The organism is Streptomyces sp. R33 (assembly GCF_041200175.1).
Lineage (GTDB): Bacteria > Actinomycetota > Actinomycetes > Streptomycetales > Streptomycetaceae > Streptomyces > Streptomyces katrae_B.
On the sequence record NZ_CP165727.1, the window covers coordinates 2,449,219 to 2,473,789 of the forward strand.

Below are 24,571 nucleotides of genomic sequence, written 5' to 3' on the forward strand. Positions count from 1 at the left end.
CCCGCTCCCTCGTCTCACTCAGTCCGTCAGCCGGGCGAGGATCGCCGGACCGAGGTCCGTGACGTCGCCCGCGCCCATGGTGAGAACGAGATCACCGGGCTTGGCCATTCCCGCGATGACGTCGGCGACGGCCGCCTTGTCGTGCTCGGCGGTGACGTCGGCGCCCGCGGTCCGGGCCGCCGCGATGATGATCTCGCTGGTGATGCCGGGGATCGGGTCCTCTCGGGCCGGGTAGATGTCCAGGACCACCGCGGAGTCGGCGAGGGAGAGGGCCTGGCCCATCTCCTTGCCCAGCTCCTGGGTGCGGGAGAAGAGGTGCGGCTGGAAGACGACCAGGATCCTGGAGTCCCCGGCGGCGCCCCGGATGGCCTCCAGGTCGGCGGTCATCTCCGTCGGGTGGTGCGCGTAGGAGTCGATGACCTGGACGCCGGCGGCCTCGCCCTTGAGCTGGAGCCGGCGCTTGACGCCGGTGTACTTGCCGAGGGCGGAGGCCAGGTTGTGCGCCGGGATGCCGAGGGCGACACCGGCGGCCAGGGCCGCGACGGCGTTGTGCGCGTAGTGGCGGCCGGGCACGGAGACGGTGAAGGTGAGCATCCGGCCGCCGATGACCACGGTGACCTCGCTGGTCAGACCACGCGGCGTGATCTTCGTGATCCGGACGTCGGCGCCCTCCTCCTCGCCGTACGTGACGACGTTCAGGCCCTCGGCGCCGCGGACCCGGCCGGCGATCTCGGCGGCGCCCGCCTGGCCGTGGGCGACGACCAGGGTGCCGCCGGGCACGATCTTGCCGACGAAGGTCTCGAAGGACTCGTAGATCTCCTCCATCGACGCGTAGTTCGCGTGGTGGTCGAGCTCCGCGTTGAGGATGATCGCGACCTGCGGGGTGTACTTGTGGAAGCTGCGGTCGCTTTCGTCCGCCTCGGCCACGAAGATGTCGCCCTCGCCGTGGTGGGCGTTGGAGCCGGGGGCGTCCAGGTCCCCGCCGATGGCGTACGAGGGGTCCAGGCCCAGGGCCGACAGGGACACCGCCAGCATCGAGGTGGTGGTGGTCTTGCCGTGCGTACCGGCGACCGCGATGGGCCGCAGGCCGTCCATCAGGCCCGCCAGGGCGTCCGAGCGGTGCACGACGGGGATGCCGAGCTCGGCGGCGCGGGCCAGCTCCGGGTTGTCGGCGCGGATGGCGCTGGAGACGACGACGCAGGTGGCGTCATCGGCCAGGTGTCCGGCCGCGTGCCCGATGTGGACCGTGGCGCCGTGGGCGCGCAGCGCCCCGGCCGTCTCGGAGTCCTTGGCGTCACTGCCGGCGACCTGCGCGCCGCGCTGGGCGAGGATCTTCGCGATGCCGGACATCCCGGCGCCGCCGATGCCGATGAAGTGCGGGCGTTCCATGGCGTTCGGCAGGCCGGGCGGCGTCATACGGGATCTCCCCAGAGTGCGGGTCGGTACGTCGGGGGTCTCGGCGTGCGGACCGTCCCGGCGCGTGTGTCGGACGCCAGCCTATTCGTTGTGGGCGAAGAGCTTGAGCACCGGAACCCCGACCTTGTGGCGCGCGCGGGAGGCCCAGTCCCGGTGGAAGAACTCCTCGACGAAGTGCGGGGCGGTCAGGACGATCACCTCGTCGGCGTTCGATTCCTCCACGACGCTCTTCAGCTTGTCGAGCGGGTGGTCCTCGATGATCTGTCCGCTGGCCTTGGCGCCCTTCCTGCGCAGGGCCTCCAGGGAGTGGACGAGCGCCTGCTCGGCCGGGCCGCGTGCGGCGTGGCCCTCGGGTACGTCGGCCTCGCGGAGCGCCTCGGGGAGCTCGCCGAGCGCCACGTCGTCGATGGCCCGCAGCAGCCGGTCCTGGTCGCCCCGGGGCTGCATGAGGACGAGGAAGGAGACCGGGTCGTCCCCGTGCAGGCTGGTGACGAAGTCCACGTCGACGCTGGTCAGCGGCTGCTCGATCATCAATACGCTCGTGAACACGGACGCCCTCTCCTTCATGGGCCAGGGCCGGTCGGCCGGCCCCTGCGGAAACCATCCTGCCCCGCTCTCGCACGGGGCCTTGCGGGGGTATGTCTGCCCAGGTATGTGCCCACCGGAAGCTAAGCGGAACAAGAAATTCCGCCCCTTCTCAGATCCGACGGTAGCTCGTGAAGAGGAACCCGGCCTCCTCCAGTACGGAGGCGGGCGCCAGCCGGTGCGGCACGGCGACGGAGGGCCCTCCGGAGATGCGCTGGGCGCCGCCCGCCGCCAGCATCGGCGAGATCGTCAGGCACAGCTCGTCCAGCGCGTCCGCGGCCACGAACTGCCCCAGCAGCCGGGGCCCGCCCTCGGTGAGCTGGCGGCGCAGCCCCCGGTCCGCGAGCTCCCGCACCACCCGGGCCGGATCCGCGCCGGCCCCGCTGCCGGCCACCACGACCTCGGCCCCGGCCTTGACGGCGGCGGCCACCCGGTCGGCGGGCGCGGTCGCCCCGGTCACCACGAGGGTGGGCACCAGGGGGGAGGTGAAGAGCGGGAGCGAGAAGTCCAGGTCGAGGCTGGCCGTGACCACCGCGATGGCGGGCGCGGGACCCTGCCCGGCGGCCTCGCGCCGGGCCGCGAAGGCCTCCCGGGCCCGGGCCGGGCGGTAGCCCTCCTGGCGAACCGTTTCGGCGCCGACGACCACCACATCGGCCAGGGCCCGCAGGGTGCCGAAGATCCGCATGTCGGTCTCGCCGGAGATCGGCTGCGAGCGCCCGTCGTGCTGGGCCGCGCCGTCCAGGGTGGAGACCATGTTGGCCCGCAGCCAGTGGCCCTCCGGGCCGGGCTCGGGGTACGCGTACGCATCCGCCAGCTCGTCCAGCGACCACTCGCGGTCACCGTGGTCGGCTGGTGTCTGATCGGTCACAGGGAACAGGCGTCGCATCGGTGCAGTGTGCCACGCCCCGTAGAGTTAAGAGCTGTGTCAACATCACTCTCCACCTCCGGATCCACCTACGGGCGACCCCCGATAGCCGGCCCGGCCGACGTCGGCCCGCAGGCCCTGTGCGCCCGCGAGCCGCGGGTGCCCGCCGAACGGCTGGTGGCCGAGATGGTGCCGCCGCCCCGCTTCGACTCGGTGCGCTTCGACACGTACAACCCGGACCCCGGTCAGCCGAGCCAGTCCGAGGCCGTCACCGTGCTCAGCGGCTTCGCCGCCGGGCTGGGCGGAGCCCACGCGAGCGGCGGCGGCAAGCGCCGCTGGTTCGCGAAGAAGGCCCCTGCCGCCACCGGCCCGCGCGGGGTCTACCTCGACGGCGGCTACGGCGTCGGCAAGACCCACCTGCTGGCCTCCCTGTGGCACGCCACCCCGGCCGAGCCCGCACTGAAGGCCTTCGGCACGTTCGTGGAGCTGACCAACCTGGTCGGCGCGCTCGGCTTCCAGCAGACGGTCCAGACCCTGGGCGGCCACCGCCTCCTGTGCATCGACGAGTTCGAACTGGACGACCCGGGCGACACCGTCCTCGTCTCCTCACTGCTCAGCCGCCTCGTCGAGCAGGGCGTGGCGCTGGCCGCCACCTCCAACACCCTGCCCGGCAAGCTCGGCGAGGGCCGGTTCGCCGCCGCGGACTTCCTGCGGGAGATCCAGGGGCTCTCCGCGCACTTCCGCCCCCTGCGCATCGACGGCCAGGACTACCGCCACCGCGGCCTTCCGGAGGCGCCGGCGCCGCTCTCGGACGAGCAGGTCACCAAGGCCGCGTACGCCACCGAGGGCGCGAGCCTGGACGACTTCCCGGGCCTCCTCGAACACCTGGCCCGGGTCCACCCCAGCCGGTACGGCGCCCTCACGGACGGCATAACGGCGGTCTGCCTGACCGACGTCGGCCCGGTCCCGGACCAGTCGACGGCGCTGCGGCTGGTGGTCCTCGCCGACCGCCTCTACGACCGCGAGATACCGGTGCTGGCATCGGGCGTCCCCTTCGACAGGCTCTTCAGCGAAGAAATGCTGAACGGCGGCTACCGCAAGAAGTACTTCCGGGCCATCTCGAGGCTCACTGCCCTGGCGCGCGACGCGAAACCCCTGGTGTCCCAGTAGGTTTGGAGGCGCCGGCCGTTCCGTACGGACGACGGTCCGGCCGTACCCCCATCCTCCGAAGGGATCCACCATGGCCACCACGCGTACCGCGCACACCAACTGGGAAGGCAACCTGCTCAAGGGCGCCGGTGTCGTCACCCTCGACTCCTCGGGTCAGGGCTCGTTCGACGTCTCCTGGCCCTCGCGCGCCGAGGCCGCGAACGGCAAGACCAGCCCGGAAGAGCTGATCGCCGCCGCGCACTCCAGCTGCTACTCGATGGCCCTCTCGCACGGCCTGGACGGTGCCGGCACCCCGCCCACCCGGGTGGAGACCAAGGCCGATGTGACGTTCCAGCCGGGTGAGGGCATCACGGGCATCCACCTGACGGTACGCGCCGAGGTCCCCGGCCTGGACGCCGAGGGCTTCGCCGCGGCCGCGGAGGACGCGAAGAAGAACTGCCCGGTCAGCCAGGCCCTGACGGGCACGACGATCACCCTGAGCGCAGAGCTGATCTGACGGTCCGGCCGGCAGCGCCGCCGGCCGGCCGCATCCCGCCTCGCCGGCGTTCGAGGCGCGGGGCCGGGCCGCCGGGAGCGGGGGCGTGGCTCGGCGCGTCCTGGCGCGGGGGGCGGGGCCGCGTGGTAACACGGCCCCGTCACCCCCTCGCCCCGGGAGCCGCCGATGTCCGTCAGCCGCCGTACCCTGCTCGCCGCCGGAGCCGGCACCGGCATCGCCTTCACCGGAGCCCTCGGCGCCCTCTTCGCCGGGAGCTCCCGGGCCACCCCGCCCCTGCAGGGGTACGGGCCGCTGCTCCCCGACCCCGGGCAGCTGCTCGACCTCCCCGCCGGCTTCCGCTACCGGGTGCTCTCCCGCGCCGGCGGCCCCCTCCGCTCCGGCGAGGGCACCGTACCGGCCAACTGCGACGGCATGGCCGCCTTCGACGCGGGCTCCGGCCGCGTCCGCCTCGTCCGCAACCACGAGAACCGGACCACCGCCGCCCTCCGCGTCCCCGCCGTCGACGGCCTCACCTACGACCCCCACGCGCTCGGCGGCTGCACCCTCCTCGATCTCGACGCCGGCGGCAGCGTCACCGCCGAGCGCGTCGCCCTCGCCGGCACCGCCGTCAACTGCGCGGGCGGCCGCACCCCCTGGAACACCTGGCTCAGCTGCGAGGAGACCGAGGACCGGGCCGGGACCTCCGGGTACACCAAGGACCACGGCTACGTCTTCGAGGTCGACCCCGCCGACCCGCACCGCTCCGGCGCCGTCCCGCTCACCGCGATGGGCCGCTTCGCGCACGAGGCCGTCGCCGTGGACCCGTACCGCGGGACCGTCTACGAGACCGAGGACGCCTTCATCGAGCCCTTCGGGCTCTTCTACCGGTTCCTGCCCGCGCAGCCCCTCCGCGGCCCCGGCTCCCTCCGCGCCGGCGGCACCCTCCAGGCCATGCGCGTCCCGGGACTGGCCGACCTCTGCGTCGTGGACGAGCCCGGCGCCGAGTTCCCGGTCGAGTGGGTCCCCGTACCGGATCCCTCCGCGGCCGGCACCCCGATCCGGTTCCAGGACTTCGGGCCGGGCGGGATCACCCACGCGCAGAAGCTGGAGGGCTGCTACTGGGGCGACGGCGGCGTCCACTTCGTCTCCAGTTACGCCCGCACGCTCGAGGGCGCGGCCGCCGACCACCACGGACAGGTGTGGTTCCACGACCCGCGGCGCGCCACGATCCGCCTGGACGTGCTCTTCGGCCCGGCCGCCGACATCCGGCTGCCCGGGGACTCCCCCGACAACATCTGCCTGGCCCCGGACGGCGGCCTGATGGTGTGCGAGGACGGCGGCGGGGCGCAGTACGTCTTCGGCGTCACCCCGGCCGGCGAGGTCTACCCGATGGCCCGCAACGCCGACGACATCGGCCGCCCCGGCGCCCCCGAGTGGGGGGAGTTCGCCGGGGTCACCTTCTCCCCGGACGGGCGGACGATGTACGTCAACGCCTACACGCCGGGAACCACTTTCGCCGTGACGGGTCCCTGGCGCTGAGGACCGGCCGCCGTGTCCTCGCGACCCCGTCCGATCTGGTGGAGGATCGGAGGGAATCGACCGGATCGGGGTAGGTGGCGGTGGCCAAGAAGACCAAGAAGAAGGACGAGAGGGACGAGAAGGGCAAGGACGCCAAGGGCGCAAAGGCCGGCAAGGCCCCGAAGCGGGCCGAGAAGGCCGGGCGGGCCGAGCCGCCCGCCCCCGACGCCCCGCTGCGGCCGCTGCTCCGCGTCCCCGCCGGCGAACGCATCGACCTCGGCGCCTTCGATCCCGCCGCGACCCCCGGCGGCCCCGCCGGCAAGGCCGCCGGCCTGGCCGCCACCGCGCAGCTGGCCGGGCCGCTCGCTTCCCTCCAGGAACGGCTGTACGCGGCCAGCACCGCCGGCGACCGCCGCCGCGTCCTGCTCGTACTCCAGGGCACGGACACCAGCGGCAAGGGCGGCACCGTCAAACACGTGATCGGCTTCTTCAACCCCGCGGGCTGCCGTATCCGGGCCTTCAAGGCGCCCACCCCCGAGGAGCACAGCCACCCCTTCCTGTGGCGCATCAAGCAGGCCCTCCCCCTGCCGGGCGAGATCGGCATCTTCGACCGCTCGCACTACGAGGACGTCCTCGTCGCCCGCGTCCGCGAGCTGGTCTCGCGCAGCGAGCTGAACCGCCGCTACGCCCAGATCAACCGGTTCGAGGAGTCCCTCGCACAGGACGGCGTGACCGTGGTGAAGGTGCTCCTCCACATCGGCTACGAGGAGCAGCGCAAGCGGCTCCTGGAGCGGCTCGACAACCCCGACAAGCACTGGAAGTTCAGCCGGGCCGACATCGACGAGCGCGGCCTGTGGTCCGAGTACCGGCACGCGTACGAGCTGGCCCTGGAGCGCTGCTCCGCAGACACCGCACCCTGGTACGTCGTCCCCGCGGACCGCAAGTGGTACCGCAACTGGGCGGTCAGCAAGCTGCTGCTGGAGCATCTGGAGGAGATCGGTCCGCGCTATCCCGCGGCCGACTTCGACGTCGAGGCGTGCCGCGCCCGGCTGCTCGAAACCTGAGGGGACGTGGCGGGCGGGCGATTCGCGGGCCCGCCCCCGCGCCGCTGCGATCTGCTTGGCAGATGGTCATATATTTTGCCTGCGTGACCCTTTCTGTGCGCAATGTGGCGGTCGCGGCCGCCCTCAGTGCCGCTCTCTGCGCCGCCCTCGCCGGCTGCGGAGGCGGCAGCGGCACCTCCGGCTCCGGTGCCGGTTCCGGTGCCGGCGGCCAGGCCCGTATGGGAACCCCCGGGGCCTCCGCGCCGCCGGTCTCCCCCGCCTCGCCGCACACGGCCGGCTCCTCCCCGGCCGCCTCCCCGCCGCCCGCCAAGGCCCCGACCCTGGCGCCCGGCCCGAACGGCCTGACCCCGGTCTTCGAGCGGGCGAAGCAGCAGACCGACAAGACCGTCGCACTGACCTTCGACGCCGACATGACCTCCGACCAGGGGCAGCGCGCCGCGGACGGGGAGCACTTCGACAACCCCCAGCTGATCGCGACCCTGCGGGGGCTGAAGGTGCCCTCGACGATCTTCATGACGGGCCGCTGGGCCGAGGAGTACCCGGACCAGGCCAAGTCGATCGGCACCGACCCGAACTTCGAGATCGCGAACCACTCGTACAGCCACCACGCCTTCACCTCGCCCTGCTACGGGCTCCCCGCGCTCGACGCCGCCGCCGCGCGGGCCGACGTGGACCGGGCCTTCGCCGCCTTCCGCACGGCCGGCGCGGTCAACACGGTCCCGTACTTCCGCTTCCCCGGCGGCTGCTACGACGACCAGGCGCTGCGCGCCGTGTCCACGGCCAAGGTCACGGCCGTCCAGTGGGACGTGGTCAGCGGGGACGCCTTCGCCAAGGACCCGGACGCGGTGGCCGAGCAGGTCCTCACCGGGGTGAAGCCCGGCTCGGTGGTGGTGATGCACTGCACGCGCAGCGCCGCCCCGGTCACCGAGGAGGCCATCCGGAAGATCGTCCCGGAGCTGCGCAAGCGCGGCTACCGCTTCGTGAAGGTGTCCGAACTCATCGGGAAGTAGGCGGGGTGGCGCGGCCTCAGCCGGAGCAGGCCGAGCGCTGCGCGTCCTGCCACTCGCACACCGGGCACAGCACCCGGCCCGGGGTCGCGACCCCGTACTCGGTGGGCCTGCCGCACTCCACGCAGTCCGCGTACGGCGGCCCGGCCACCCGCCCGGCCGGCGCCGCCGGGGCGGGGCAGTACGACTCGGTTCCGGTCGGCGCGTCCACTTCGTCCATGCCTCCGAGCGTACTCAGCCCCGGCGCGCGCTGACGAAGCAGGCCACCGCGCCCGCCCCGCAGGCCAGCACCACCGCCCCCGCGAAAGCCGCCAGCGGCAGCGTCACGGCCTCCACCCGGGAACCCTCCACCAGCGCGGTCACCGCGCTGCGCGCCGGGGAGCCGGCGATGCCCCAGGCCAGCAGGGAGCCCAGGCCGCCCGCCAGGACCGCGAGGCCCGTCGAACGCAGCAGCGGCCGGCTGCACAGCGCCCCCACGGCCGCCCCGGTCAGCGCGCACGCGAGGGCGGCCAGTACCCCGGCCAGGGCGGCGTCCTGCGGCTCCACCGTGCGCCCGGGGCTGCCGATCAGCAGCACCACCACCGTGCCCACGGCCCCGGCCAGCAGCGCCCCGCCCAGCGCGACGAGCAGGGCCGCCGCGTGCACCCGTACGGGACCGGCCGCGGCGGCCGCACAGTCGCGGGCGGCGTCGGGCTCGTTGGTCACGCAGACCCGGACCAGCCAGGCCGTCACCGGCACCAGTCCGGCGGCCGCGAAGCCCAGCGAGTCCAGCAGGGGATCGCCCGGTCGGACCCCTGCGGCCAGGAACGCCGCGTACACGAGCAGCGGTGCGATCCAGCGCTGGGAGCGCAGCAGCAGCACGCTCTGATAACGCAGCAGGCCGGTCACGGCAGTTCCTCCACGGCTCTGATGTGCCAGGGCGCGGGCGCGGTGAGCAGCTCGCGCAGCACGGCGTCGGACCGGGCGGCGGGCACCGTCAGCAGCAGGCCCCCGCCGGGCGCGGGCGCGGCGGCCAGGCCCGCGGGCGGCTCGGCGCCGGGCGGTCCGGCGGCCTCGATCCGTACGTACGGCCCCGCGCCGGCAGCCTCCCGTACCGGAACCAGCCCGGCCCCCTCGACCCGGTGGTGCGCATCGGCCGAGCCGGCGAGCCGCGCCGGGTCGTGGTCGACGAAGACCACCGTGCCACCGGCTGCGGTCCGCTCGGCGACGGCACGGTCCAGCTCGGTGCGGGCGGGCACGTCCAGCCCCGTCCAGGCCTCGTCGAGGACGAGCAGCCCGGGCTCGGCGAGCAGCGCCTGCGCGACGGCCACCTTCTGGCTGCTGCCCTTGGAGAGTTCGGCCAGCGGGGTGTGCGCGTACCCGGCCGCCCCGAACCGCTCGAGCCAGTCGGCCGCCCGGGCCGCCGCCTCGGCGCGTGCCAGCCCGTGCACCCGTCCCATGTGGGTCAGGTAGGCCGTCGCGGTGAGCGGCAGCGCCGCCGGGAAGCGCTCGGGCACGTAGGCCGTGCGCCGCGGCCGCCCGGTGATCCGCCCCTCGGACGGGGTGTCGATCCCGGCGACGATCCGCAGCAGGGTGGACTTGCCGCCGCCGTTGGGGCCTTCGATGCGGACGAGGGCGCCGGGCGGCAGGTCGAGTGCGACCCCGCGCAGCACCCAGGGCCGCCGCAGTCCGTAGCGGCGGCCCACACCGGTCAGCTTCAGTGCGCCGCCGCCGTCTCGGTCACCTCGCTGGGGCGGACGATGACGAAGCCCTCGCCGCGCAGCATCAGCTGGACGGCCTCGCCGGAGCCGCCGCGGATCATCGAGCCGACCGACTGGGAGCGGTGCAGGCCCGTCTCCAGCTGGGCGCTCCAGCCGACCACCGCGTCGGTGTCCACGTACACGGGGCTCTGCGCGGTCACCGGGATGATGATCGGGTGGCCGTCGCAGACCACGGCGAGCTTGCCGGTGCCGGTGAAGAGGCTGTTGAAGAGGCCGCCGCCGGTCATGCCGGCGCCCTTCACCATCTTTATCTCGTACGAGAGCGTGGGGTCGAAGCAGAGCACGTTGCGGCCGTTGATGGTCAGCGCGTCGCCGGGTTCGAAGTCGATGATGAAGCAGTTGCCGGCCTGGTGCGCGAACCAGGCCTCGCCCTGTCCGCGGACGGACATCAGCGCGAGGCCCTCGCCGGTGACGGCGCGCTTGAGCATGCCGCCTATGCCCTGGCCCTTGCGCTCGAACTGGAGGTTCCCCCGGAAGGCGACCATCGAGCCCTGACGGGCCAGCATTTCACCGTTGACGGTGTACTTCACGGACTTGGCGTTCTGCAGGGTCATGCCCGGAGCTGCCGACGGCTGGGCCAGGTTCTCGGACGCAAAAAGATCGCTCTTCATGACCCCGATCCTCACCCGGCCCGGGACCCCGCGGCATCATCCTCAAGTCGGAGGCTGGCATCCTTGGCGGGATGAGCAGCCAGCACCGGAACCACACTTCAGACGTACCTGCGGTCGGGGCGGACAGCCCGTTCCGGCAGGAGCACGTCGCCCGCGACGAGGCACCGCAGTTCGTACTGCCCCTGGTGGTGCGGATCGAGAAGGCCGAGCCGCCCGCCCGGACGGACGCGCTGGAGACGGCGGCCCGGGCGGTACTGGTCCTGCTGACGGACGAGCGGGCGCACGGCGAGGGCGAGTGGGCCGAGGCGGTCCGGGACTGGCAGGACGCACGGATCCGGAAGGTGGTGCGGCGGGCGCGCGGGGCGGAGTGGCGCAAGGCCGGCACCCTGCCCGGCGTCACGGTGCACGGTGACGCGGTGGAGGTACGGGTCTTCCCGCCGGTGCCGTTGGACGGCTGGCCCAAGGAGCTCGCGAAGCTCCAGGTCTCGGGGACCGACCTGGACGACCCCGAGCCGGTCGCCCCGGCCGCCGCGGGGACTGCGGTGCTGTGGCTCAACCCGGACCTGGAGATGTCCGCCGGCAAGGCGATGGCCCAGGCCGGGCACGCGGCGCAGCTGGCGTGGTGGGAGCTGACCGGTGCGGAGCGCACCGCCTGGCAGGACTCCGGTTTCCGGCTGGCCGTACGGACGGCGGCGCGCGAGCGGTGGGCGGAGCTGAACGGGAGCGGGCTGCCGGTGGTCCGGGATGCCGGTTTCACGGAGATCGCCCCCGGTTCGGCGACGGTGGTCGCAGACCATCCGGCCCTGCGGGCGCGGCTCTCGGGCGGCGTGTCGCGCTGACCCGGCCGGCCCCGACAGCACGGACCCGGAACCTCAAATGTTGCTCTGAACGTCCCTCTCCGCGGTTGGCCTGACTCCGTCGGGGCCATCACATCGGCACACGACCGACGAGAGGGGGCGAGGGGACATGGAGACCATGGCGCACCTGGGGGTGGGCATCGGCTGGCGGCCGGAGATCGCTGACGCGGTGGAGCGGCTGCCGGGCCTGGACTGGGTCGAGGTGGTGGCCGAGAACATCTGCCCCGGCCACCTGCCCGCATCACTGCTGCGGCTGCGCGAGCGCGGGGTGCGTGTCGTACCGCACGGGGTCTCGCTGGGACTCGGCGGCGCTGATCGGCCCGACGCGCAGAAGCTGGCCGCACTCGGGGAGCGGGCGGTGGCGCTGGGGGCGCCGCTCGTCACCGAGCACATCGCGTTCGTCCGGACGGCATCGCCGGCGCTGGAGGCGGGTCATCTGCTGCCCGTGCAGCGGACGCGGGACGCGCTGGACGTGCTGTGCGAGAACGTCCGGATCGCGCAGGACGCGCTGCCGGTGCCGCTGGCGCTGGAGAACATCGCCGCGCTGATCCCGTGGCCCGGGGAGGAGCTGACGGAGGCCCGGTTCCTGACGGAGCTGGTGGAGCGGACGGGGGTCCGGCTGCTGATCGACGTCGCCAACCTGCACACGAACCGGGTGAACCGGGGGGAGGACCCGTTCGCCGTGCTGGACGCGATCCCGCTGGAGGCGCTGGCGTACGTGCACGTCGCCGGGGGCGTGGAGCGGGGCGGGGTGTGGCACGACACGCATGCCCATCCGGTGCCGGCGGTGGTGCTGGACATCCTGGCGGAGCTGCGGAACCGGGTGGAGCCGGCGGGCGTGCTGCTGGAGCGGGACGACGATTTTCCGGCGGAGGCGGAGCTGGCCGGGGAACTGGCCGCCATTCGGGGGGTGGTGGGCCCTGCGGGGCCGTCCCCTGCCCGCCCTTCCGCCTCCCCCGGACTCCGTCCGGGAGGGACCTCCACCCGGGGCTCCGCCCCGGACCCCGCGCCTCGAACGCCGGCGACGCTGGAGGGTGAAGAGCCGGCCGGGCCGGATCAGCGGGCTCGGATCCGGGTCGGGCTGGAGCAGGGGGCGCTGTTGTCGGCGCTCGTGGCCGGGACGCCCGTGCCCGAGGGGTTCGACCGGCAGCGCGTACGGGTGCAGGCGCGGGCTCTGGCCGCGAAGCGGGCCGGGGTCGTCGCGAAGCTCGCGCCCGAGCTGCCCGGGGTCCTGGGGGGTGAGGACCCGTACCGCGAGGCCTTCCTCGCGTACGCCCGCAACCGGCCCATGACCGCCGGATACCGGCGCGACGCCCTCGACTTCGCCGAGCACCTGCTGATCCAGGACCTGCCCGCCGACCCCGCGGCCCGCCGCCGGCTCACCTCCTGGTGGCGGGACCGGGTCGGGGCGCGGCCGCCGCGCCGGATCGTGCGCTGGGCCCGGACCCTCGTGGGGCGTGCGGCATGAACGTACTCGCCGTCGCGATCTGGATCGCCGTCGTCGTCTCCACCGTCCTGCTGCTCCGCGGAATCCGGCGCTCCCGCCCGCCGTCGGCCGGTCCGGCCCCGCGCCTGCACGATCTGTCCGAGGCCGCGTTCATGGCCGGCGGCCCCGGCGCGGTCGTGGACTGCGCGCTCGTCTCGATGCTCGGGGACGGCCGGCTGGTGGTCGGCGGTCCCGGGATCGTCCAGGTCCGCCCCGGCGCGCGGGCCGGCGACACCGCCGAGCGGGCCGTGCTCGAGGCCCTGCGGCAGGCTCCGTCCGGCTGGCTCTACCAGGTGCGGTACGCCGCCATGATCGACCCCGCCGTCCAGGAGACCGGGGACGCGCTGGCCGCGCGCGGGCTGCTCGCCGCGCCCGGCTCCGGGCGGAAATGGCGGCGCTGGGCGCTCGCCCAGGTCGTGGTGTGCGCGGTGTGGGTGGTGTTCTCGCTGCCCCTCACATTCGTGGCGCTGGCGCTCGATTCCGGCCCGCAGGTGCCGTTCGCCATCAAGGTGTTCCCCGCGCTGATGGGCGGGATCGTCATGGGATGCGCCCTCGCCGCCCGGGCCAGGCAGCGGCTCACCCCGGCGGGGCAGGCGGCGCTGCGCGAGATCCGCACGCAGTACCTGAACGACCAGACCCCGCACGTGCAGACCGCCCTGTACGGGCTGCGCGGCCTGCGGGACCCGTACCTGCGGGAGCAGCTGGTGCCGGCCGCGCGCAGCACCCGGCTGGCGGCCGCGCAGTCGCGCTCCGCGCCCCGGGGCTCGTCCTCGTCGCACTCGTCCTCGTCCTCGTCGGACTACTGCGGGACTTCCGCCGCGGTCCTGCCCGTCGTGTGGTGCGCGGGCAGCAGCGACGGCGGCGGAGGCTCTGGGTCCGGCTGCGGATCCACCGGATCCGGCTGCGGATCCTCTGGGTCGAGCTGTTCCTCCTCGGGCTCGGGCTGCGGGTCCTCTTCCGGCGGCAGCAGCTGCGCGAGCAGCAGCTCCAGCTGTTCCAGCAGTTCGAGTTGCAGCAGTTCGTCCGGTTCGAGCTGCGGCAGCAGCAGCTCCTGACCGGCATTCCCGGGTGACGCGGAGTCCCCCACGGCGGTGGGGCCGGGCGGGGTCCGGGTGCTCGCGGGTCCCGCCCTACGGGCGGCATCGGCCCGGGCAACGGGGGGATTGCGGCCGACACCCGGCGGTGATCCTGTACAGGGCCCCGCCCAGCGCATCTCATCAGCTCATCCGAAGAGATGAAGGTGGCCCATGATGCGGACTCCGCTCGCCCGCTGCGGAGTCGCCGCGGCGGTCCTCTCCCTCACCCTGTGCATCCCGACCCCGCACGCCCATGCGGCCGCCCCCGGCCCGGACGGCGTCGGCCACGCCGCGGGGGCGGCCGCCTCACGCGCAGGCTCCGCGGCGCGGACGGCCGCCGCGAACGCGGGCGCCGAACTCGTCGCGAGCCGTGCTGCGAAGGCGGCCAAGACCGCCGCGAGCGCAGCCAGGGCGCCCGAAGGCAGCGGTCCCACCGAAGCATCCGTCCGTCCGTCCACCGCCGGAGGCTCCGGCGGACTGGACTTCCGGGCGTGCCCCGCCGTCGAGGAGTTGCCCTCCAGCGTGCAGTGCGCGAGCCTGCGGGTTCCGCTCGACTACGCCCGGCCCGACGGGCCGCAGATCTCCCTCACCGTCAGCCGGGTCGCCGCCACCGGCAGCGGTGGCGCCGCGCGTCAGGGGGCGCTCGTCTACAACCCCGGCGGCCCCGGCGCCTCCGGGATGTTCTTCCCGCTGGTCGGCGACCTCCCCGAGTGGGAGCGCATCGGCGCCGCCTACGACCTCGTCGGCTACGCCCCGCGCGGAGTCGGCCGTTCCGCCCCGCTGTCCTGCGAGGACCCCGCCGTCCGGGCGAAGGGCCCCACCCAGGTCCCGGCGGAGCCCTCGGCCGCGTACAAGCAGCAGCGCATCGCCGCCGCCCGGGCCTACGCCCGCGGCTGTGCGCAGCGGGCCGGCGCGGCCCTGCGGTACTACTCGACCCTCGACAACGTCCGCGACCTGCACGTGCTCCGTGCCGCGCTCGGCGAGGAGAAGCTGACCTTCATGGGCGCCTCGTACGGCACCTACCTGGGCGCCGTCTACGCCACGCTCCACCCCGGCCACGTCCGCCGGATGGTCCTCGACTCCGCGGTCGACCCCGACCCGCGCCGCATCTGGTACCTCAACAACCTCGACCAGGCACCGGGGTTCGAGCGCCGCTGGTACGACTTCCGCGCCTGGGCAGCCCGGCACCACGCCGCGTACCGGCTGGGCGCCACCCCTGCTGCCGTGCAGGCGAGCTACGAGCGCGTGCGGGACGCGGTGGCGCGCACCCCGGCCGACGGGACCGTCGGCACCGGCGAGCTCCAGGCCGCCTTCCTGCAGGCCGCGTACTACGACGACGTCTGGCCGGAGCGGGCGGCCGCCCTCAGCGCCTTCTTGGCCGGCGATCCGGGCCCGCTGGCCGAACAAGCCCGCCCGGACCCGGAGTCGGCGGCCGCGCGCGAGAACGCGCGGGCGGTGTACACGGCGGTGCTGTGCAACGACGCGGCCTGGCCCGCGGACTGGGAGACCTGGGACCGCGACAACACCGAACTGGCGCGCCGGGCGCCCTTCGAGACCTGGGCCAACGCCTTCCTCAACCTGCCGTGCGCGTACTGGCCGGTCGCCGAGCGGCAGCAGCCGGTGGCGGTGGGCGCGCAGCCGGCGGCGATCCCCCGCACGCTGGTCGTCGCGGCGGAGCGGGACGGGGCGACCCCGTACCCGGGCGCGCTGGAGCTGCAACGGCGGCTCGGCGACGGGGCCGCGCTGGTCACGGAGGAGGGGGCCGGGGCCCACGGAGTGGTCGGCGGACGCAATGACTGCGTGGACCGTCACGTGGAGCGGTACTTGCTGACGGGTGACACCTCGGGGTGGCGTGTCACGTGTGCGCCGCATCCGGAGCCCGCACCGGTGTCGTTGGACGACCGGGCAGCACGAACCCCCGGGAAGGTACCCAGGGCCGTGCTGCCGCCAGTCGTCTGAACTTCCGGGCGGGATCTCCGGCTGCGTCGTTTCGGGGGTCAGGCCGTCATCCGGACCAGCCTCCCGATCCACCGGAGGCCGCTCCCCAGTCAAGAGAGCGGTCTTCCGGTTCCTTCCCCCCAGGGGAGGTATCAGGCGAGTCCGGCCACCAGATCGGCGACGGACTTGCGGCGTCCGGTGTAGAAGGGCACTTCTTCACGGACGTGCATACGGGCCTCGGAGGCACGCAGGTGACGCATGAGGTCGACGATGCGGTACAGCTCGTCGGCCTCGAAGGCCAGCATCCACTCGTAGTCGCCCAGCGAGAAGGACGCGACGGTGTTGGCGCGGACGTCGGGGTAGCCGCGGGCCATCTTGCCGTGGTCCGCGAGCATGCGGCGGCGGTCCTCGTCGGGCAGCAGGTACCAGTCGTACGACCGCACGAACGGGTAGACGCTGACGTAGTCGCGCGCGACCTCGTCGGCCAGGAAGGCCGGGATGTGCGACTTGTTGAACTCGGCCGGGCGGTGCAGGGCCATGTTCGACCACACCGGCTCCAGCGCGCGGCCGAGCTTGGTGCGGCGGAACAGGTTGTACGCGGTCTGCAGCTCGTCCGAGGTCTCGGCGTGCCACCAGATCATGATGTCCGCATCGGCGCGCAGGCCGGAGACGTCATAGGTGCCGCGGACGGTGATGTCCTTGGCGGCCAGCTGGTCGAACAGCTCCTGGACCTCGTCGGCGTAGCCGGTGCGGTCCTCGGGCAGGACGTCCTTCAGCTTGAAGACGGACCACAGGGTGTAGCGGATGACCTCGTTGAGGTCCTTCGCCTTCTTCCCCGCGTTGGGAATCTTCTCTGGTGCAGTCATGTGTCCATTGTCCCGTGTGCTGATCAGTGGTCCGTGCCAGGGGTGCCCAACGTGGCCTTCACCACGTCGGCGGCCTTGCCGGCGCTCGCGATGCACGCCGGGATGCCCACCCCGTCGTACAGCGCGCCGCACACCGCGAGGCCCGGCAGGGCCGCGACGGCGCCGCGGATCCGGGCCACGCGGGCGAGGTGGCCGACCGGGTACTGGGGCAGGCCGCCGTCCCAGCGGGTGACGGTGGAGGCGACCGGCCGGGCCGCGAGGCCCACGGCCTCCCCGAGGTCGCGCAGCGAGACCTCGACCAGCTCGGAGTCCTCCCGCCCCAGGTCGCCCTCGTCGCCGTACCGGCCGACCGAGGTGCGCAGCAGGAAGAGCCCGGGGTCGGCGCCGGCCCAGGCCCACTTGTTGCTGGAGAACGTGGAGGCCTTGATCGTCCGGCCGTCGACGGGCGGTACGAGGAACCCGCTGGCGCCGCCCCCGGTGATCACCGCGGGCAGCTCGGAGCGCCGGAACGCCATCGTCACCAGGGCCATCGAGGCGTACTCGACGGTCCGCAGCTCGGCGGCCGCGGCCGGCGCGTGCCCGTCCAGCAGCCGGGCGGCGGGCCCGGCCGGGACGGCCAGCACCACGGCATCGGCGTCGATGACCTCCGCGCCGGTGACGACCCTCCAGCCCCCGGCCGTACGGAGGAGCTCGCGCACGGCGGTACCGGTGCTGATCCGCGCTCCGGCCGCCCGGCACGCCTCGGCCACGGCCTGCGGGAGCCGTCCGATGCCGCCGTCGATGCCGGAGAAGACGGGACGGCCGGCCTGCTCGGGCTGCTGCGCGGCGGCCCGGTGCTGGAGTGCGCGTACGCCGTCGCCCAGCGAGGCGTGCGTACGGGCGGCCTCGAAGAGCTGCGGAACGGCGGCGCGCATGGAGATGCGGTAGGCGTTGCCGGCGTAGACCCCGCCGAGGAGCGGCTCCACCAGGCGGTCGACCACCTCGTGGCCCAGGCGGGCGGCGACGTACTCGCCGACGGCGACGTCCTCGCCGATCTCGGCGGGCGGCAGCTCGCGTTCGGCCTCGATCCGGGCCAGGCCCTCGGCGGAGAGCACCCCGGAGGCGGCGAGCGGGGCCAGGTCGCCGGGGACGCCCATGACATGGCCGCGGGGCATGGGCCGCAGCGCGCCGCGGGTCCACAGGTGGGCGGTGGCGGTGGCGGGGGGCTGGAGGGCCTCGCCGAGGCCCACGGCCCGGGCCAGTTCGAGGGCTTCGGGGCGGCGGGCGAGCACGGACTCGGCGCCGAGGTCGACGGGGGCGCCGGCGAGCTCGCCGGCGAGCAGCTTGCCGCCGAGGCGCGGCCCCGCCTCGAGGAGCGTGACGCGCAGGCCGTCGGCGAGCAGCCGGTGGGCCGCGGCGAGGCCGGCGATGCCGCCGCCGATGACGACGGCGTGCCGGGCCGGGGCCGACGCGCCCGCCGGGCCCGCCGGGCCTGCCGCGTCGTCCGTACGCATGTCCGCTTCGTGCATGGACACATCGTCTCAGACCGTTCCCGTACCGATCACCGAGGCCGGACCGTGACCGCATCGGGACCGGGTCGGGACCGCCGGAGCGAAACCCGCGACGGGACCCTGTACGTCACAACGGCGACATCAGCCGATCCCCGGGGGGTACCACCGATGCGCACCATCACCAGAGGCACCGTCGTGAGACACCGCGGCGCGGCCGCCCTGGCCGCCCTGTCCCTGGCCGGAGTCCTCGCGCTCACGGGCTGCGGCGCCGACCGGGACACCGCCGGCCCGGCCTCGGCCGACAAGGCCGCGGCCGGCGCCCGGGAGGGCGCGGCCCAGGGCAAGCCGGGGGCGGCAGCGGCGGCTCCCCCGGCGGCCGCGGGGGCCGCGGGCTCCGACGCGGCCAAGAACGGTCAGCAGCCGGCCGCCGTACGTCCGCACGTCATCCGTACGGCGACGATCGCCCTGGAGACGGCGGACGCGCAGAAGGCCCTGGCCGCGGCCCGCACGGCGGCGGAGGGCGCGGGCGGGTACGTGGGCAACGAGTCCACCAGGCGCGGCGAGGACGGCCGGATGACGTCCACGCTGACGCTGCGCGTGCCGGGCGACCGCTTCGACGCGGTGCTCGGCGCGATGGAGGGCAGCGGGAAGCTGCGCAGCCGCAAGGTCGAGGCGCAGGACGTGACCGAGAAGGTCGCGGACGTCGACAGCCGGGTCAAGTCGCAGCAGGCCAGTGTCGCCCGGGTGCGGGACATGATGGACAAGGCCTCGGCGCTCAGCGACGTGGTGATGCTGGAGAGCGAGCTGAGCAAGCGGCAGTCGGACCTGGAGTCGCTGCTCGCGCAGCAGACGGCGCTGAAGGACCAGACCTCGATGGGCACGATCACGATGGAGGTCTCGGAGCCGGCGCCCAAGGCGGCTCAGAAGCCGAAGGACGAGGAGCCGAGCTTCCTGGGCGCCCTGAGCGGCGGCTGGAACGTCTTCACGGCGATCGTGCGGTACCTGACCCTGGTGGTCGCCGTCCTGCTGCCGTTCGCGGTGACGGCCGCGGTCGTGCTGCTGTGCTTCCGCGTGTACCGGCGGCTGCGCCCGGCGAAGCCGAAGGCGGGGCCGACGCCGGAGAAGGTCCCGGCCGTACCGGGGGCGCGGTCCGCGGACCCGACGGAAAAGACCGACGTCCGGGACTGAACAGGCATTCGGCCGTAGCGTGTTCGGTACGAGATGGCGGTGCGGAGGACGGGGCGGACGATGGCGACGGAACGACTGGTGGTGGTCGGCGGTGACGCGGCGGGAATGTCCGCCGCGTCACAGGCCCGGCGGCTCAAGGGCCCGGCGGAGCTGGAGATCGTCGCCTTCGAGCGCGGGCACTTCACGTCGTACTCGGCGTGCGGGATCCCGTACTGGATCGGCGGCCAGGTCGCCGGGCGGGACGAGCTGATCGCCCGTACGCCCGAGGAGCACCGGGCCCGGGACATCGACCTGCGCATGCGCACTGAGGTGGTGGAGCTCGACCTGGCCGGGGGCCGGGTCCGTGCCCGGGACCTGGAATCCGGATCCGAATCCTGGACGGGCTACGACAAGCTCGTCCTGGCCACGGGGGCCCGGCCGATCCGCCCCCGGCTGCCCGGGATCGGCGCGCACGGGGTGCACGGCGTGCAGACCCTGGACGACGGCCAGCGGCTGGCAGACACGCTGGAGCGGACGCAGGGCCGCAGGGCGGTCGTCGTCGGCGCGGGCTACATCGGCGTGGAGATGGCGGAGGCGCTGGTCGCCCGGGGGTACGAGGTCACGGTCCTGCACCGCGGGCAGCAGCCGATGGCGACCCTGGACCCGGACATGGGCGCTCTGGTGCACGCCGCGATGAACCGGATGGGGATCCGTACGGTGTCCGGGGCCGAGGTCACGAAGATCCTCGCGGACGATCAGGGCGCCGTCCGCGCGGTGGCCACGGCGGCGGGGGACGAGTACCCGGCGGACGTGGTGGTCCTCGGCATCGGCGTGGAGCCCCGTACGTCGCTGGCCCGCGCGGCGGGGCTGCCGCTGGGCGAGTCCGGCGGCGTCCTCACGGACCTCTCGATGCGGGTCCGGGGCCACGAGAACATCTGGTCGGGCGGCGACTGCGTGGAGGTCCTGGACCTGGTGGCCGGCCGGATGCGGCACATCCCGCTGGGCACGCACGCCAACAAGCACGGCCAGGTGATCGGTTCGGGCGTGGGCGGCGGCTACGCCACCTTCCCGGGAGTGGTGGGCACGGCGGTGAGCAAGGTCTGCGACCTGGAGATCGCCCGTACGGGCCTGCGCGAGAAGGACGCGCTGGCGGCGGGCCTGCGCTTCGTCACGGCGACGATCAGCTCGACGACGACGGCGGGCTACTACCCGACGGCGGCGGACATGACGGTCAAGATGCTGGCGGAACGCCGCACGGGCCGCCTGCTCGGCGTACAGATCGTCGGCGGCGCGGGCTCCGCGAAGCGGGTGGACATCGCGGCGGTGGCCTTGACGGCCGGCATGACGGTGGACCAGGTGGTCAGCCTGGACCTGGGCTACGCCCCACCGTTCTCCCCGGTCTGGGACCCGGTCCTGGTCGCGGCCCGCAAGGCGGTGAGCGCCGTCCGCTCGGCGGACGTCTGACCCGCCGCCGAACACGAGGACTCCGTGTGAGCTCAGATCGCGCGCCGATGGGTTTCCCGCGGCGCGCCGGTCCGTACGCGTGGGACCGACTCACGGAAGGCTGGCGCCATGCGGAAACTGATCTACGGCATGAACCTGAGCCTGGACGGCTACATCGCCGCGCCCGGCGACGACATCGGCTGGAGCGTGCCGAGCGACGAGCTTTTCCAGTTCTGGTCCGACCAGTTGCCGGCGACCGACCTGTCGCTGTACGGGCGCAAGCTGTGGCAGACGATGAGCTCCTACTGGCCGACCGGCGACCAGCAGCCGGGCGCCACCCCGGCGGAGATCGAGTTCGCGCGCCGCTGGCGGGACATGTCGAAGGTGGTGTTCTCCTCGACGATCGACGAGGTCGACTGGAACACCCGCCTGGTCACCGGCGACGCGGTCGCCGAGATCACCCGGCTCAAGGCCGAGGACGGCGGCCCGATGGACATCGGCGGCGCGACGCTCGCCGGGGCGGCCATGCGGGCCGGGCTGATCGACGAGTACGTGCTGGCCACCGCGCCGGTCCTGGTGGGCGGCGGCACGCCGTTCTTCACCGCACTGGACAACTGGGTGAACCTCAACCTCGTGGAGACGCGGACGCTTCCCTGCGGCGTGATCCTGACCAGGTACGAGACGAGGCGCTGAACGCCCGTCCTGGGTGACCGGACCACCGCCCGGACCACCCGAACGAGTGAAGCCCCTGACCGGCAAGTCTCAGCCCACGACATGGTGCGTGAAGGTGCTGGGCAGGCGGTCGTCCCCCGTGACCTCGGAGTCGCCCGGAGGCGCCTCGACCGCGCTGGGCAGCGCGGTCGCCCCCGCTCTGCTGTGGCGGCTGCGCACCCGGTGACGGGGCGGAGGCTTCGCTCAGCGGGCCGTCCGGGTGTGGACGTAGTCGACCAGGCGGGTCAGGGCGTCGGGGGGCGTGGTGGGGAGGACTCCGTGGCCCAGGTTGAAGACGTGGCCCTCCAGGCCCGACGCCGCCGCGAGGACCTCGTCCGTCTTCGCCCGCACGGCCTCCTCGGTGGAGAAGAGCACCGCCGGGTCCAGGTTGCCCTGGAGCGCCTTGCCGGGGCCGACCCGGCGGGCCGCCTCGTCGAGCGCGACCCGGTAGTCGACGCCCACGACGTCCGCTCCGGCCTCGCCCATCAGGCCGAGCAGCTCGCCCGTACCCACGCCGAAGTGGATGCGCGGGACTCCGTACGAGGCGACGGACTCCAAGACCTTGGCCGACGCCGGCATCACCGAGCGGCGGTAGTCCGCCGGGGCGAGCGCGCCGACCCAGGAGTCGAAGAGCTGGATCGCGGAGGCGCCGGCCTCGATCTGGACCTTGAGGAAGGCCGAGGTGATGTCCGCGAGGCGGTCCAGCAGGTCGGCCCAGAGCTCCGGGTCGCCGTACATCAGGGCCTTGGTGTGCTCGTGGTTCTTCGACGGGCCGCCCTCGACCAGGTAGCTCGCGAGGGTGAAAGGCGCACCGGCGAAACCGATCAACGGCGTGGCGCCCAGTTCACCCGTGAGCATGCCGATCGCCTCGGTGACGTACGAGACGTCCTCCGGGGTGAGGTCGCGCAGCTGTGCGAGGTCCTCGCGGCGGCGGATCGGCTGGGCGACGACCGGGCCGATGCCCGGCTTGATGTCCAGGTCGACGCCGATGGCCTTCAGCGGGACGACGATGTCGGAGAAGAAGATCGCCGCGTCCACGTTGTGGCGGCGGACCGGCTGGAGCGTGATCTCCGTGACCAGGTCGGGCCGCATGCACGACTCCAGCATCTGGGTCCCCTCGCGTACCTTGCGGTACTCGGGGAGCGAGCGCCCGGCCTGCCGCATGAACCACACCGGGGTGTGCGGCACCGGCTCCCGCCGGCACGCCTTCAGGAAGGCGGAATCGTACGTCTGAGTCGGCTGGCCCTTGGGGCGGTCGTTGGCGCTCACGCGCCAAATCTTCGCACGTATGAAGAAGTGCCCGGCCCGGCGCGGGTGTCCCTGCGCCGCACGGACGCTCGTTCCGCCTAGTCTTCCCCGCATGGCTGCGGCTCAGGGACGATTTTCAGATGGCGCTGACGGTGTGGACAGCGCGAAGGAGAGCTCCGTCCCGCTCCCGTTCCGACGCGCGGTCGACGGCTTGAAGAAGGCGCGCCTGCGTCCGGGGATCGAGATCGACCCCACCAGACCGCCCCAGCGCCTGGCCCCGCACGCCTATGCACTCGAGGCCGCGGTCGTGGACGGCGAGGACGACCTGGCCGACGGCCGGCTCATCCTGCTCCACGATCCGTCCGGGCACGACGCCTGGCACGGGACCTTCCGGCTGGTGACGCTCGTTCGCGCCGAGCTCGAGCCCGAGATGGCCGCCGACCCCCTCCTCCCCGAGGTGTGCTGGTCCTGGCTGACGGGGGCTCTGGAGGCGCGCGGCCTGGCGTACGGGGAGGCGAGCGGGACCGTGACCATGGCGAGCTCGCACTACTTCGGCGGGCTCGCGGAGCGGCGGCCGGCGACGCAGATCGAGATCAGAGCCTCGTGGACGCCGCGCGAGGGCGTGGGCGGGGTGCCGGACACCTCGGCGCACCTGGCGGCGTGGTGCGAGCTGCTCTGCCAGATCGCGGGGCTGCCGCCGGTCGGGCCGACGGACTCGGGGACCGGTGTGGTCTCCCTGCCACAGCGGCGCGGTCCGCACCACCCGTAGCCGCAGGGCCGTACGGCTGCACCCGGCCGGCCCAAAGGCTCCGCGCACCGTCCGAATGCACCGGGCCCCGTAGAACGGCCGATCGAGCGTCGGCGGCGGGGTGTCGGAACCGGGCGCCCGTTGTGGGCTTCTGATCACCCGATGATCGATCGTGCGTCCGAATTGCCCGAATTGTTACTCACCAAATCGTGATCATTCCCTAAAGCCGGGCGGGTGACGTGCCGAAGGAGTCAGTGACCATCCGCACGGTTCGCACCGGCTTCCTTCCCCGAGCCGGCCGTCCCGCCACTCCCCCAGGAGGCCTAGGTGTCCGTTCTTCTCGAGCAGCCCGCAAGCCTGGTCGCCTACCGCCCGAACAAGCCGACGGCCATGGTCGTCGTGGCCGACCCGCGCGTGCGTTCCACCGTGACCCGCCATCTGTGGGCCCTCGGAGTCCGTGACGTGATCGAGGCGTCGTCCATCGCGGAGGCCCGCCCCCGCGTCGGCAGCCCGCGCGACATCTGCGTGGCCGACGTACACCTGCCCGACGGTTCCGGTCTCACCCTGCTCTCCGAGACGCGGGCCGCCGGCTGGCCGAACGGCCTGGCCCTGTCCGCCGCCGACGACATCGGCGCCGTGCGCAACGCCCTCGCGGGCGGAGTGAAGGGCTACGTCGTCACCGGCACGCGGACCAACATCGGGCTCCCCACCCGGCCCGGCGCCGCCCCCATCGGTGCCGCAGCCGCCCGTATGCACCGCCGCCCCCCGGGTGCCCCGAGCCACCCGGGCGGCTACCGCGAGCTCTCCGGCCGCGAGGTCGAGGTCCTGCGCCTCGTCGCGGAGGGCCAGTCCAACAAGGCCATCGGCGTCTCGATGGGCCTGTCCGCCCTGACCGTCAAGTCCCACCTCGCCCGGATCGCCCGCAAGCTCGGCACCGGCGACCGGGCCGGGATGGTCGCCGTCGCCCTGCGGACCGGGATCATCCACTGACACCCGCCCGGCGGCTCCCGGGGAAACTCCGGGGGAAGCCGGGGAAACACCCGAGCCTCCACCCCGCGCCCGTCGACGGA

At 73.8% G+C, this 24,571-nt stretch carries 24 protein-coding genes; 14 read left to right on the forward strand and 10 right to left on the reverse strand.

The annotated features are described in order from the left end of the window. Nucleotides 1-18 precede the first annotated feature (18 nt). From murC to AB5J51_RS11350, 3 genes are all read right to left on the reverse strand, one after another. Nucleotides 19-1,416, reverse strand: a complete 1,398-nt coding sequence (gene murC, locus AB5J51_RS11340; protein ID WP_133896582.1) for a UDP-N-acetylmuramate--L-alanine ligase — start codon at nucleotides 1,414-1,416, stop codon at nucleotides 19-21. Nucleotides 1,417-1,497: 81 nt separating this feature from the next. Continuing rightward, nucleotides 1,498-1,965, reverse strand: a complete 468-nt coding sequence (locus AB5J51_RS11345) for an indole-3-glycerol phosphate synthase (protein ID WP_078987572.1) — start codon at nucleotides 1,963-1,965, stop codon at nucleotides 1,498-1,500. 148 nt (nucleotides 1,966-2,113) lie between these two features. Beyond that, nucleotides 2,114-2,887, reverse strand: a complete 774-nt coding sequence (locus AB5J51_RS11350; RefSeq protein WP_133896583.1) for a pyrimidine reductase family protein — start codon at nucleotides 2,885-2,887, stop codon at nucleotides 2,114-2,116. An 84-nt stretch (nucleotides 2,888-2,971) separates the two neighbouring features. On the opposite strand from AB5J51_RS11350, the gene zapE reads away from it, so the two are divergent. From zapE to AB5J51_RS11375, 5 genes are all read left to right on the forward strand, one after another. Continuing rightward, nucleotides 2,972-4,036 (forward strand): cell division protein ZapE, encoded by a 1,065-nt coding sequence (gene zapE / locus AB5J51_RS11355; RefSeq protein ID WP_369780246.1) that lies wholly within the window; start codon nucleotides 2,972-2,974, stop codon nucleotides 4,034-4,036. A 70-nt stretch (nucleotides 4,037-4,106) separates the two neighbouring features. Beyond that, complete coding sequence (locus AB5J51_RS11360; RefSeq protein ID WP_030863232.1) at nucleotides 4,107-4,532, forward strand: OsmC family protein; 426 nt, start codon at nucleotides 4,107-4,109, stop codon at nucleotides 4,530-4,532. 165 nt (nucleotides 4,533-4,697) lie between these two features. Continuing rightward, nucleotides 4,698-6,050 (forward strand): alkaline phosphatase PhoX, encoded by a 1,353-nt coding sequence (locus tag AB5J51_RS11365; RefSeq protein ID WP_136223065.1) that lies wholly within the window; start codon nucleotides 4,698-4,700, stop codon nucleotides 6,048-6,050. An 80-nt stretch (nucleotides 6,051-6,130) separates the two neighbouring features. Next, complete coding sequence (locus tag AB5J51_RS11370) at nucleotides 6,131-7,093, forward strand: PPK2 family polyphosphate kinase (protein ID WP_369777621.1); 963 nt, start codon at nucleotides 6,131-6,133, stop codon at nucleotides 7,091-7,093. A gap of 83 nt (nucleotides 7,094-7,176) precedes the next feature. Further along, nucleotides 7,177-8,103 carry a polysaccharide deacetylase family protein gene (locus AB5J51_RS11375; RefSeq protein ID WP_369777623.1) on the forward strand — a complete coding sequence of 309 codons (927 nt, stop codon included), beginning with the start codon at nucleotides 7,177-7,179 and terminating at the stop codon, nucleotides 8,101-8,103. 16 nt (nucleotides 8,104-8,119) lie between these two features. On the opposite strand, the gene AB5J51_RS11380 is transcribed toward AB5J51_RS11375, so the two are convergent. The 4 genes from AB5J51_RS11380 to AB5J51_RS11395 are packed head-to-tail and all read right to left on the reverse strand — an operon-like array spanning nucleotide 8,120 to nucleotide 10,471. Further along, a complete protein-coding gene (locus AB5J51_RS11380; protein ID WP_159047257.1) occupies nucleotides 8,120-8,320 on the reverse strand; it encodes a hypothetical protein in 201 nt (66 codons plus the stop codon). A gap of 14 nt (nucleotides 8,321-8,334) precedes the next feature. Next, nucleotides 8,335-8,988 (reverse strand): hypothetical protein, encoded by a 654-nt coding sequence (locus tag AB5J51_RS11385; protein ID WP_053788388.1) that lies wholly within the window; start codon nucleotides 8,986-8,988, stop codon nucleotides 8,335-8,337. Next, on the reverse strand, nucleotides 8,985-9,800 hold the full coding sequence (locus tag AB5J51_RS11390) for an ATP-binding cassette domain-containing protein (RefSeq protein WP_136223057.1): 816 nt from the start codon (nucleotides 9,798-9,800) through the stop codon (nucleotides 8,985-8,987). The genes AB5J51_RS11385 and AB5J51_RS11390 overlap by 4 nt, the downstream gene beginning before the upstream one ends. Further along, on the reverse strand, nucleotides 9,797-10,471 hold the full coding sequence (locus AB5J51_RS11395; protein ID WP_030294108.1) for an AIM24 family protein: 675 nt from the start codon (nucleotides 10,469-10,471) through the stop codon (nucleotides 9,797-9,799). The genes AB5J51_RS11390 and AB5J51_RS11395 overlap by 4 nt, the downstream gene beginning before the upstream one ends. A gap of 71 nt (nucleotides 10,472-10,542) precedes the next feature. Between AB5J51_RS11395 and AB5J51_RS11400 the strand changes: the two genes are divergently transcribed. The 4 genes from AB5J51_RS11400 (at nucleotide 10,543) to AB5J51_RS11415 (ending at nucleotide 15,849) form a co-directional block, all read left to right on the forward strand. Continuing rightward, nucleotides 10,543-11,310 (forward strand): aminoacyl-tRNA hydrolase, encoded by a 768-nt coding sequence (locus AB5J51_RS11400; RefSeq protein ID WP_369777625.1) that lies wholly within the window; start codon nucleotides 10,543-10,545, stop codon nucleotides 11,308-11,310. 127 nt (nucleotides 11,311-11,437) lie between these two features. Continuing rightward, on the forward strand, nucleotides 11,438-12,796 hold the full coding sequence (locus AB5J51_RS11405; protein ID WP_369777626.1) for a DUF692 family multinuclear iron-containing protein: 1,359 nt from the start codon (nucleotides 11,438-11,440) through the stop codon (nucleotides 12,794-12,796). Further along, nucleotides 12,793-13,869, forward strand: coding sequence for a TIGR04222 domain-containing membrane protein (locus tag AB5J51_RS11410; RefSeq protein ID WP_053788391.1), 1,077 nt, complete (start codon nucleotides 12,793-12,795; stop codon nucleotides 13,867-13,869). The genes AB5J51_RS11405 and AB5J51_RS11410 overlap by 4 nt, the downstream gene beginning before the upstream one ends. A 192-nt stretch (nucleotides 13,870-14,061) precedes the next feature. Continuing rightward, the gene (locus AB5J51_RS11415; protein ID WP_369777627.1) at nucleotides 14,062-15,849 is read left to right on the forward strand and encodes an alpha/beta fold hydrolase; all 1,788 of its coding nucleotides are present in this window, start codon (nucleotides 14,062-14,064) and stop codon (nucleotides 15,847-15,849) included. A gap of 131 nt (nucleotides 15,850-15,980) precedes the next feature. On the opposite strand, the gene hemQ is transcribed toward AB5J51_RS11415, so the two are convergent. Both hemQ and hemG read right to left on the reverse strand, forming a co-directional pair. Next, a complete protein-coding gene (gene hemQ / locus AB5J51_RS11420) occupies nucleotides 15,981-16,694 on the reverse strand; it encodes a hydrogen peroxide-dependent heme synthase (RefSeq protein ID WP_053788392.1) in 714 nt (237 codons plus the stop codon). Nucleotides 16,695-16,717: 23 nt separating this feature from the next. Then, on the reverse strand, nucleotides 16,718-18,187 hold the full coding sequence (gene hemG / locus AB5J51_RS11425) for a protoporphyrinogen oxidase (RefSeq protein ID WP_133899676.1): 1,470 nt from the start codon (nucleotides 18,185-18,187) through the stop codon (nucleotides 16,718-16,720). 165 nt (nucleotides 18,188-18,352) lie between these two features. Here hemG and AB5J51_RS11430 point away from each other — a divergent pair, with 165 nt between their 5' ends. The 3 genes from AB5J51_RS11430 (at nucleotide 18,353) to AB5J51_RS11440 (ending at nucleotide 21,487) form a co-directional block, all read left to right on the forward strand. Further along, the gene (locus tag AB5J51_RS11430; RefSeq protein WP_369777629.1) at nucleotides 18,353-19,372 is read left to right on the forward strand and encodes a DUF4349 domain-containing protein; all 1,020 of its coding nucleotides are present in this window, start codon (nucleotides 18,353-18,355) and stop codon (nucleotides 19,370-19,372) included. Nucleotides 19,373-19,432: 60 nt separating this feature from the next. After that, the gene (locus AB5J51_RS11435; RefSeq protein WP_369777630.1) at nucleotides 19,433-20,815 is read left to right on the forward strand and encodes an FAD-dependent oxidoreductase; all 1,383 of its coding nucleotides are present in this window, start codon (nucleotides 19,433-19,435) and stop codon (nucleotides 20,813-20,815) included. 108 nt (nucleotides 20,816-20,923) lie between these two features. After that, entirely contained in the window at nucleotides 20,924-21,487 is a 564-nt protein-coding gene (locus AB5J51_RS11440) for a dihydrofolate reductase family protein (RefSeq protein ID WP_053788396.1), read from the forward strand. A gap of 222 nt (nucleotides 21,488-21,709) precedes the next feature. Here AB5J51_RS11440 and hemE read toward each other — a convergent pair whose 3' ends face one another. Beyond that, a complete protein-coding gene (hemE, locus tag AB5J51_RS11445) occupies nucleotides 21,710-22,774 on the reverse strand; it encodes a uroporphyrinogen decarboxylase (RefSeq protein ID WP_053788397.1) in 1,065 nt (354 codons plus the stop codon). Between the two features lie 91 nt (nucleotides 22,775-22,865). Here hemE and AB5J51_RS11450 point away from each other — a divergent pair, with 91 nt between their 5' ends. Then, nucleotides 22,866-23,522, forward strand: coding sequence for a DUF3000 domain-containing protein (locus AB5J51_RS11450; protein WP_053788398.1), 657 nt, complete (start codon nucleotides 22,866-22,868; stop codon nucleotides 23,520-23,522). Nucleotides 23,523-23,828: 306 nt separating this feature from the next. Continuing rightward, nucleotides 23,829-24,491, forward strand: a complete 663-nt coding sequence (locus tag AB5J51_RS11455) for a response regulator transcription factor (RefSeq protein ID WP_007267191.1) — start codon at nucleotides 23,829-23,831, stop codon at nucleotides 24,489-24,491. The last annotated feature ends 80 nt before the right edge of the window (nucleotides 24,492-24,571 follow it).

Excerpts from the sequence above, each read along its gene's own strand:
- murC (WP_133896582.1), bottom strand. The coding sequence starts at position 1,416 with ATGACGCCGCCCGGCCTGCCGAACGCCATGGAACGCCCGCACTTCATC.
- AB5J51_RS11350 (WP_133896583.1), bottom strand. The coding sequence starts at position 2,887 with ATGCGACGCCTGTTCCCTGTGACCGATCAGACACCAGCCGACCACGGT.
- AB5J51_RS11360 (WP_030863232.1), top strand. The coding sequence starts at position 4,107 with ATGGCCACCACGCGTACCGCGCACACCAACTGGGAAGGCAACCTGCTC.
- AB5J51_RS11365 (WP_136223065.1), top strand. The coding sequence starts at position 4,698 with ATGTCCGTCAGCCGCCGTACCCTGCTCGCCGCCGGAGCCGGCACCGGC.
- AB5J51_RS11380 (WP_159047257.1), bottom strand. The coding sequence starts at position 8,320 with ATGGACGAAGTGGACGCGCCGACCGGAACCGAGTCGTACTGCCCCGCC.
- AB5J51_RS11395 (WP_030294108.1), bottom strand. The coding sequence starts at position 10,471 with ATGAAGAGCGATCTTTTTGCGTCCGAGAACCTGGCCCAGCCGTCGGCA.
- AB5J51_RS11400 (WP_369777625.1), top strand. The coding sequence starts at position 10,543 with ATGAGCAGCCAGCACCGGAACCACACTTCAGACGTACCTGCGGTCGGG.
- AB5J51_RS11405 (WP_369777626.1), top strand. The coding sequence starts at position 11,438 with ATGGAGACCATGGCGCACCTGGGGGTGGGCATCGGCTGGCGGCCGGAG.
- AB5J51_RS11410 (WP_053788391.1), top strand. The coding sequence starts at position 12,793 with ATGAACGTACTCGCCGTCGCGATCTGGATCGCCGTCGTCGTCTCCACC.
- AB5J51_RS11415 (WP_369777627.1), top strand. The coding sequence starts at position 14,062 with ATGATGCGGACTCCGCTCGCCCGCTGCGGAGTCGCCGCGGCGGTCCTC.
- hemQ (WP_053788392.1), bottom strand. The coding sequence starts at position 16,694 with ATGACTGCACCAGAGAAGATTCCCAACGCGGGGAAGAAGGCGAAGGAC.
- hemG (WP_133899676.1), bottom strand. The coding sequence starts at position 18,187 with ATGCGTACGGACGACGCGGCAGGCCCGGCGGGCCCGGCGGGCGCGTCG.
- AB5J51_RS11430 (WP_369777629.1), top strand. The coding sequence starts at position 18,353 with ATGCGCACCATCACCAGAGGCACCGTCGTGAGACACCGCGGCGCGGCC.
- AB5J51_RS11435 (WP_369777630.1), top strand. The coding sequence starts at position 19,433 with ATGGCGACGGAACGACTGGTGGTGGTCGGCGGTGACGCGGCGGGAATG.
- AB5J51_RS11440 (WP_053788396.1), top strand. The coding sequence starts at position 20,924 with ATGCGGAAACTGATCTACGGCATGAACCTGAGCCTGGACGGCTACATC.
- AB5J51_RS11450 (WP_053788398.1), top strand. The coding sequence starts at position 22,866 with ATGGCTGCGGCTCAGGGACGATTTTCAGATGGCGCTGACGGTGTGGAC.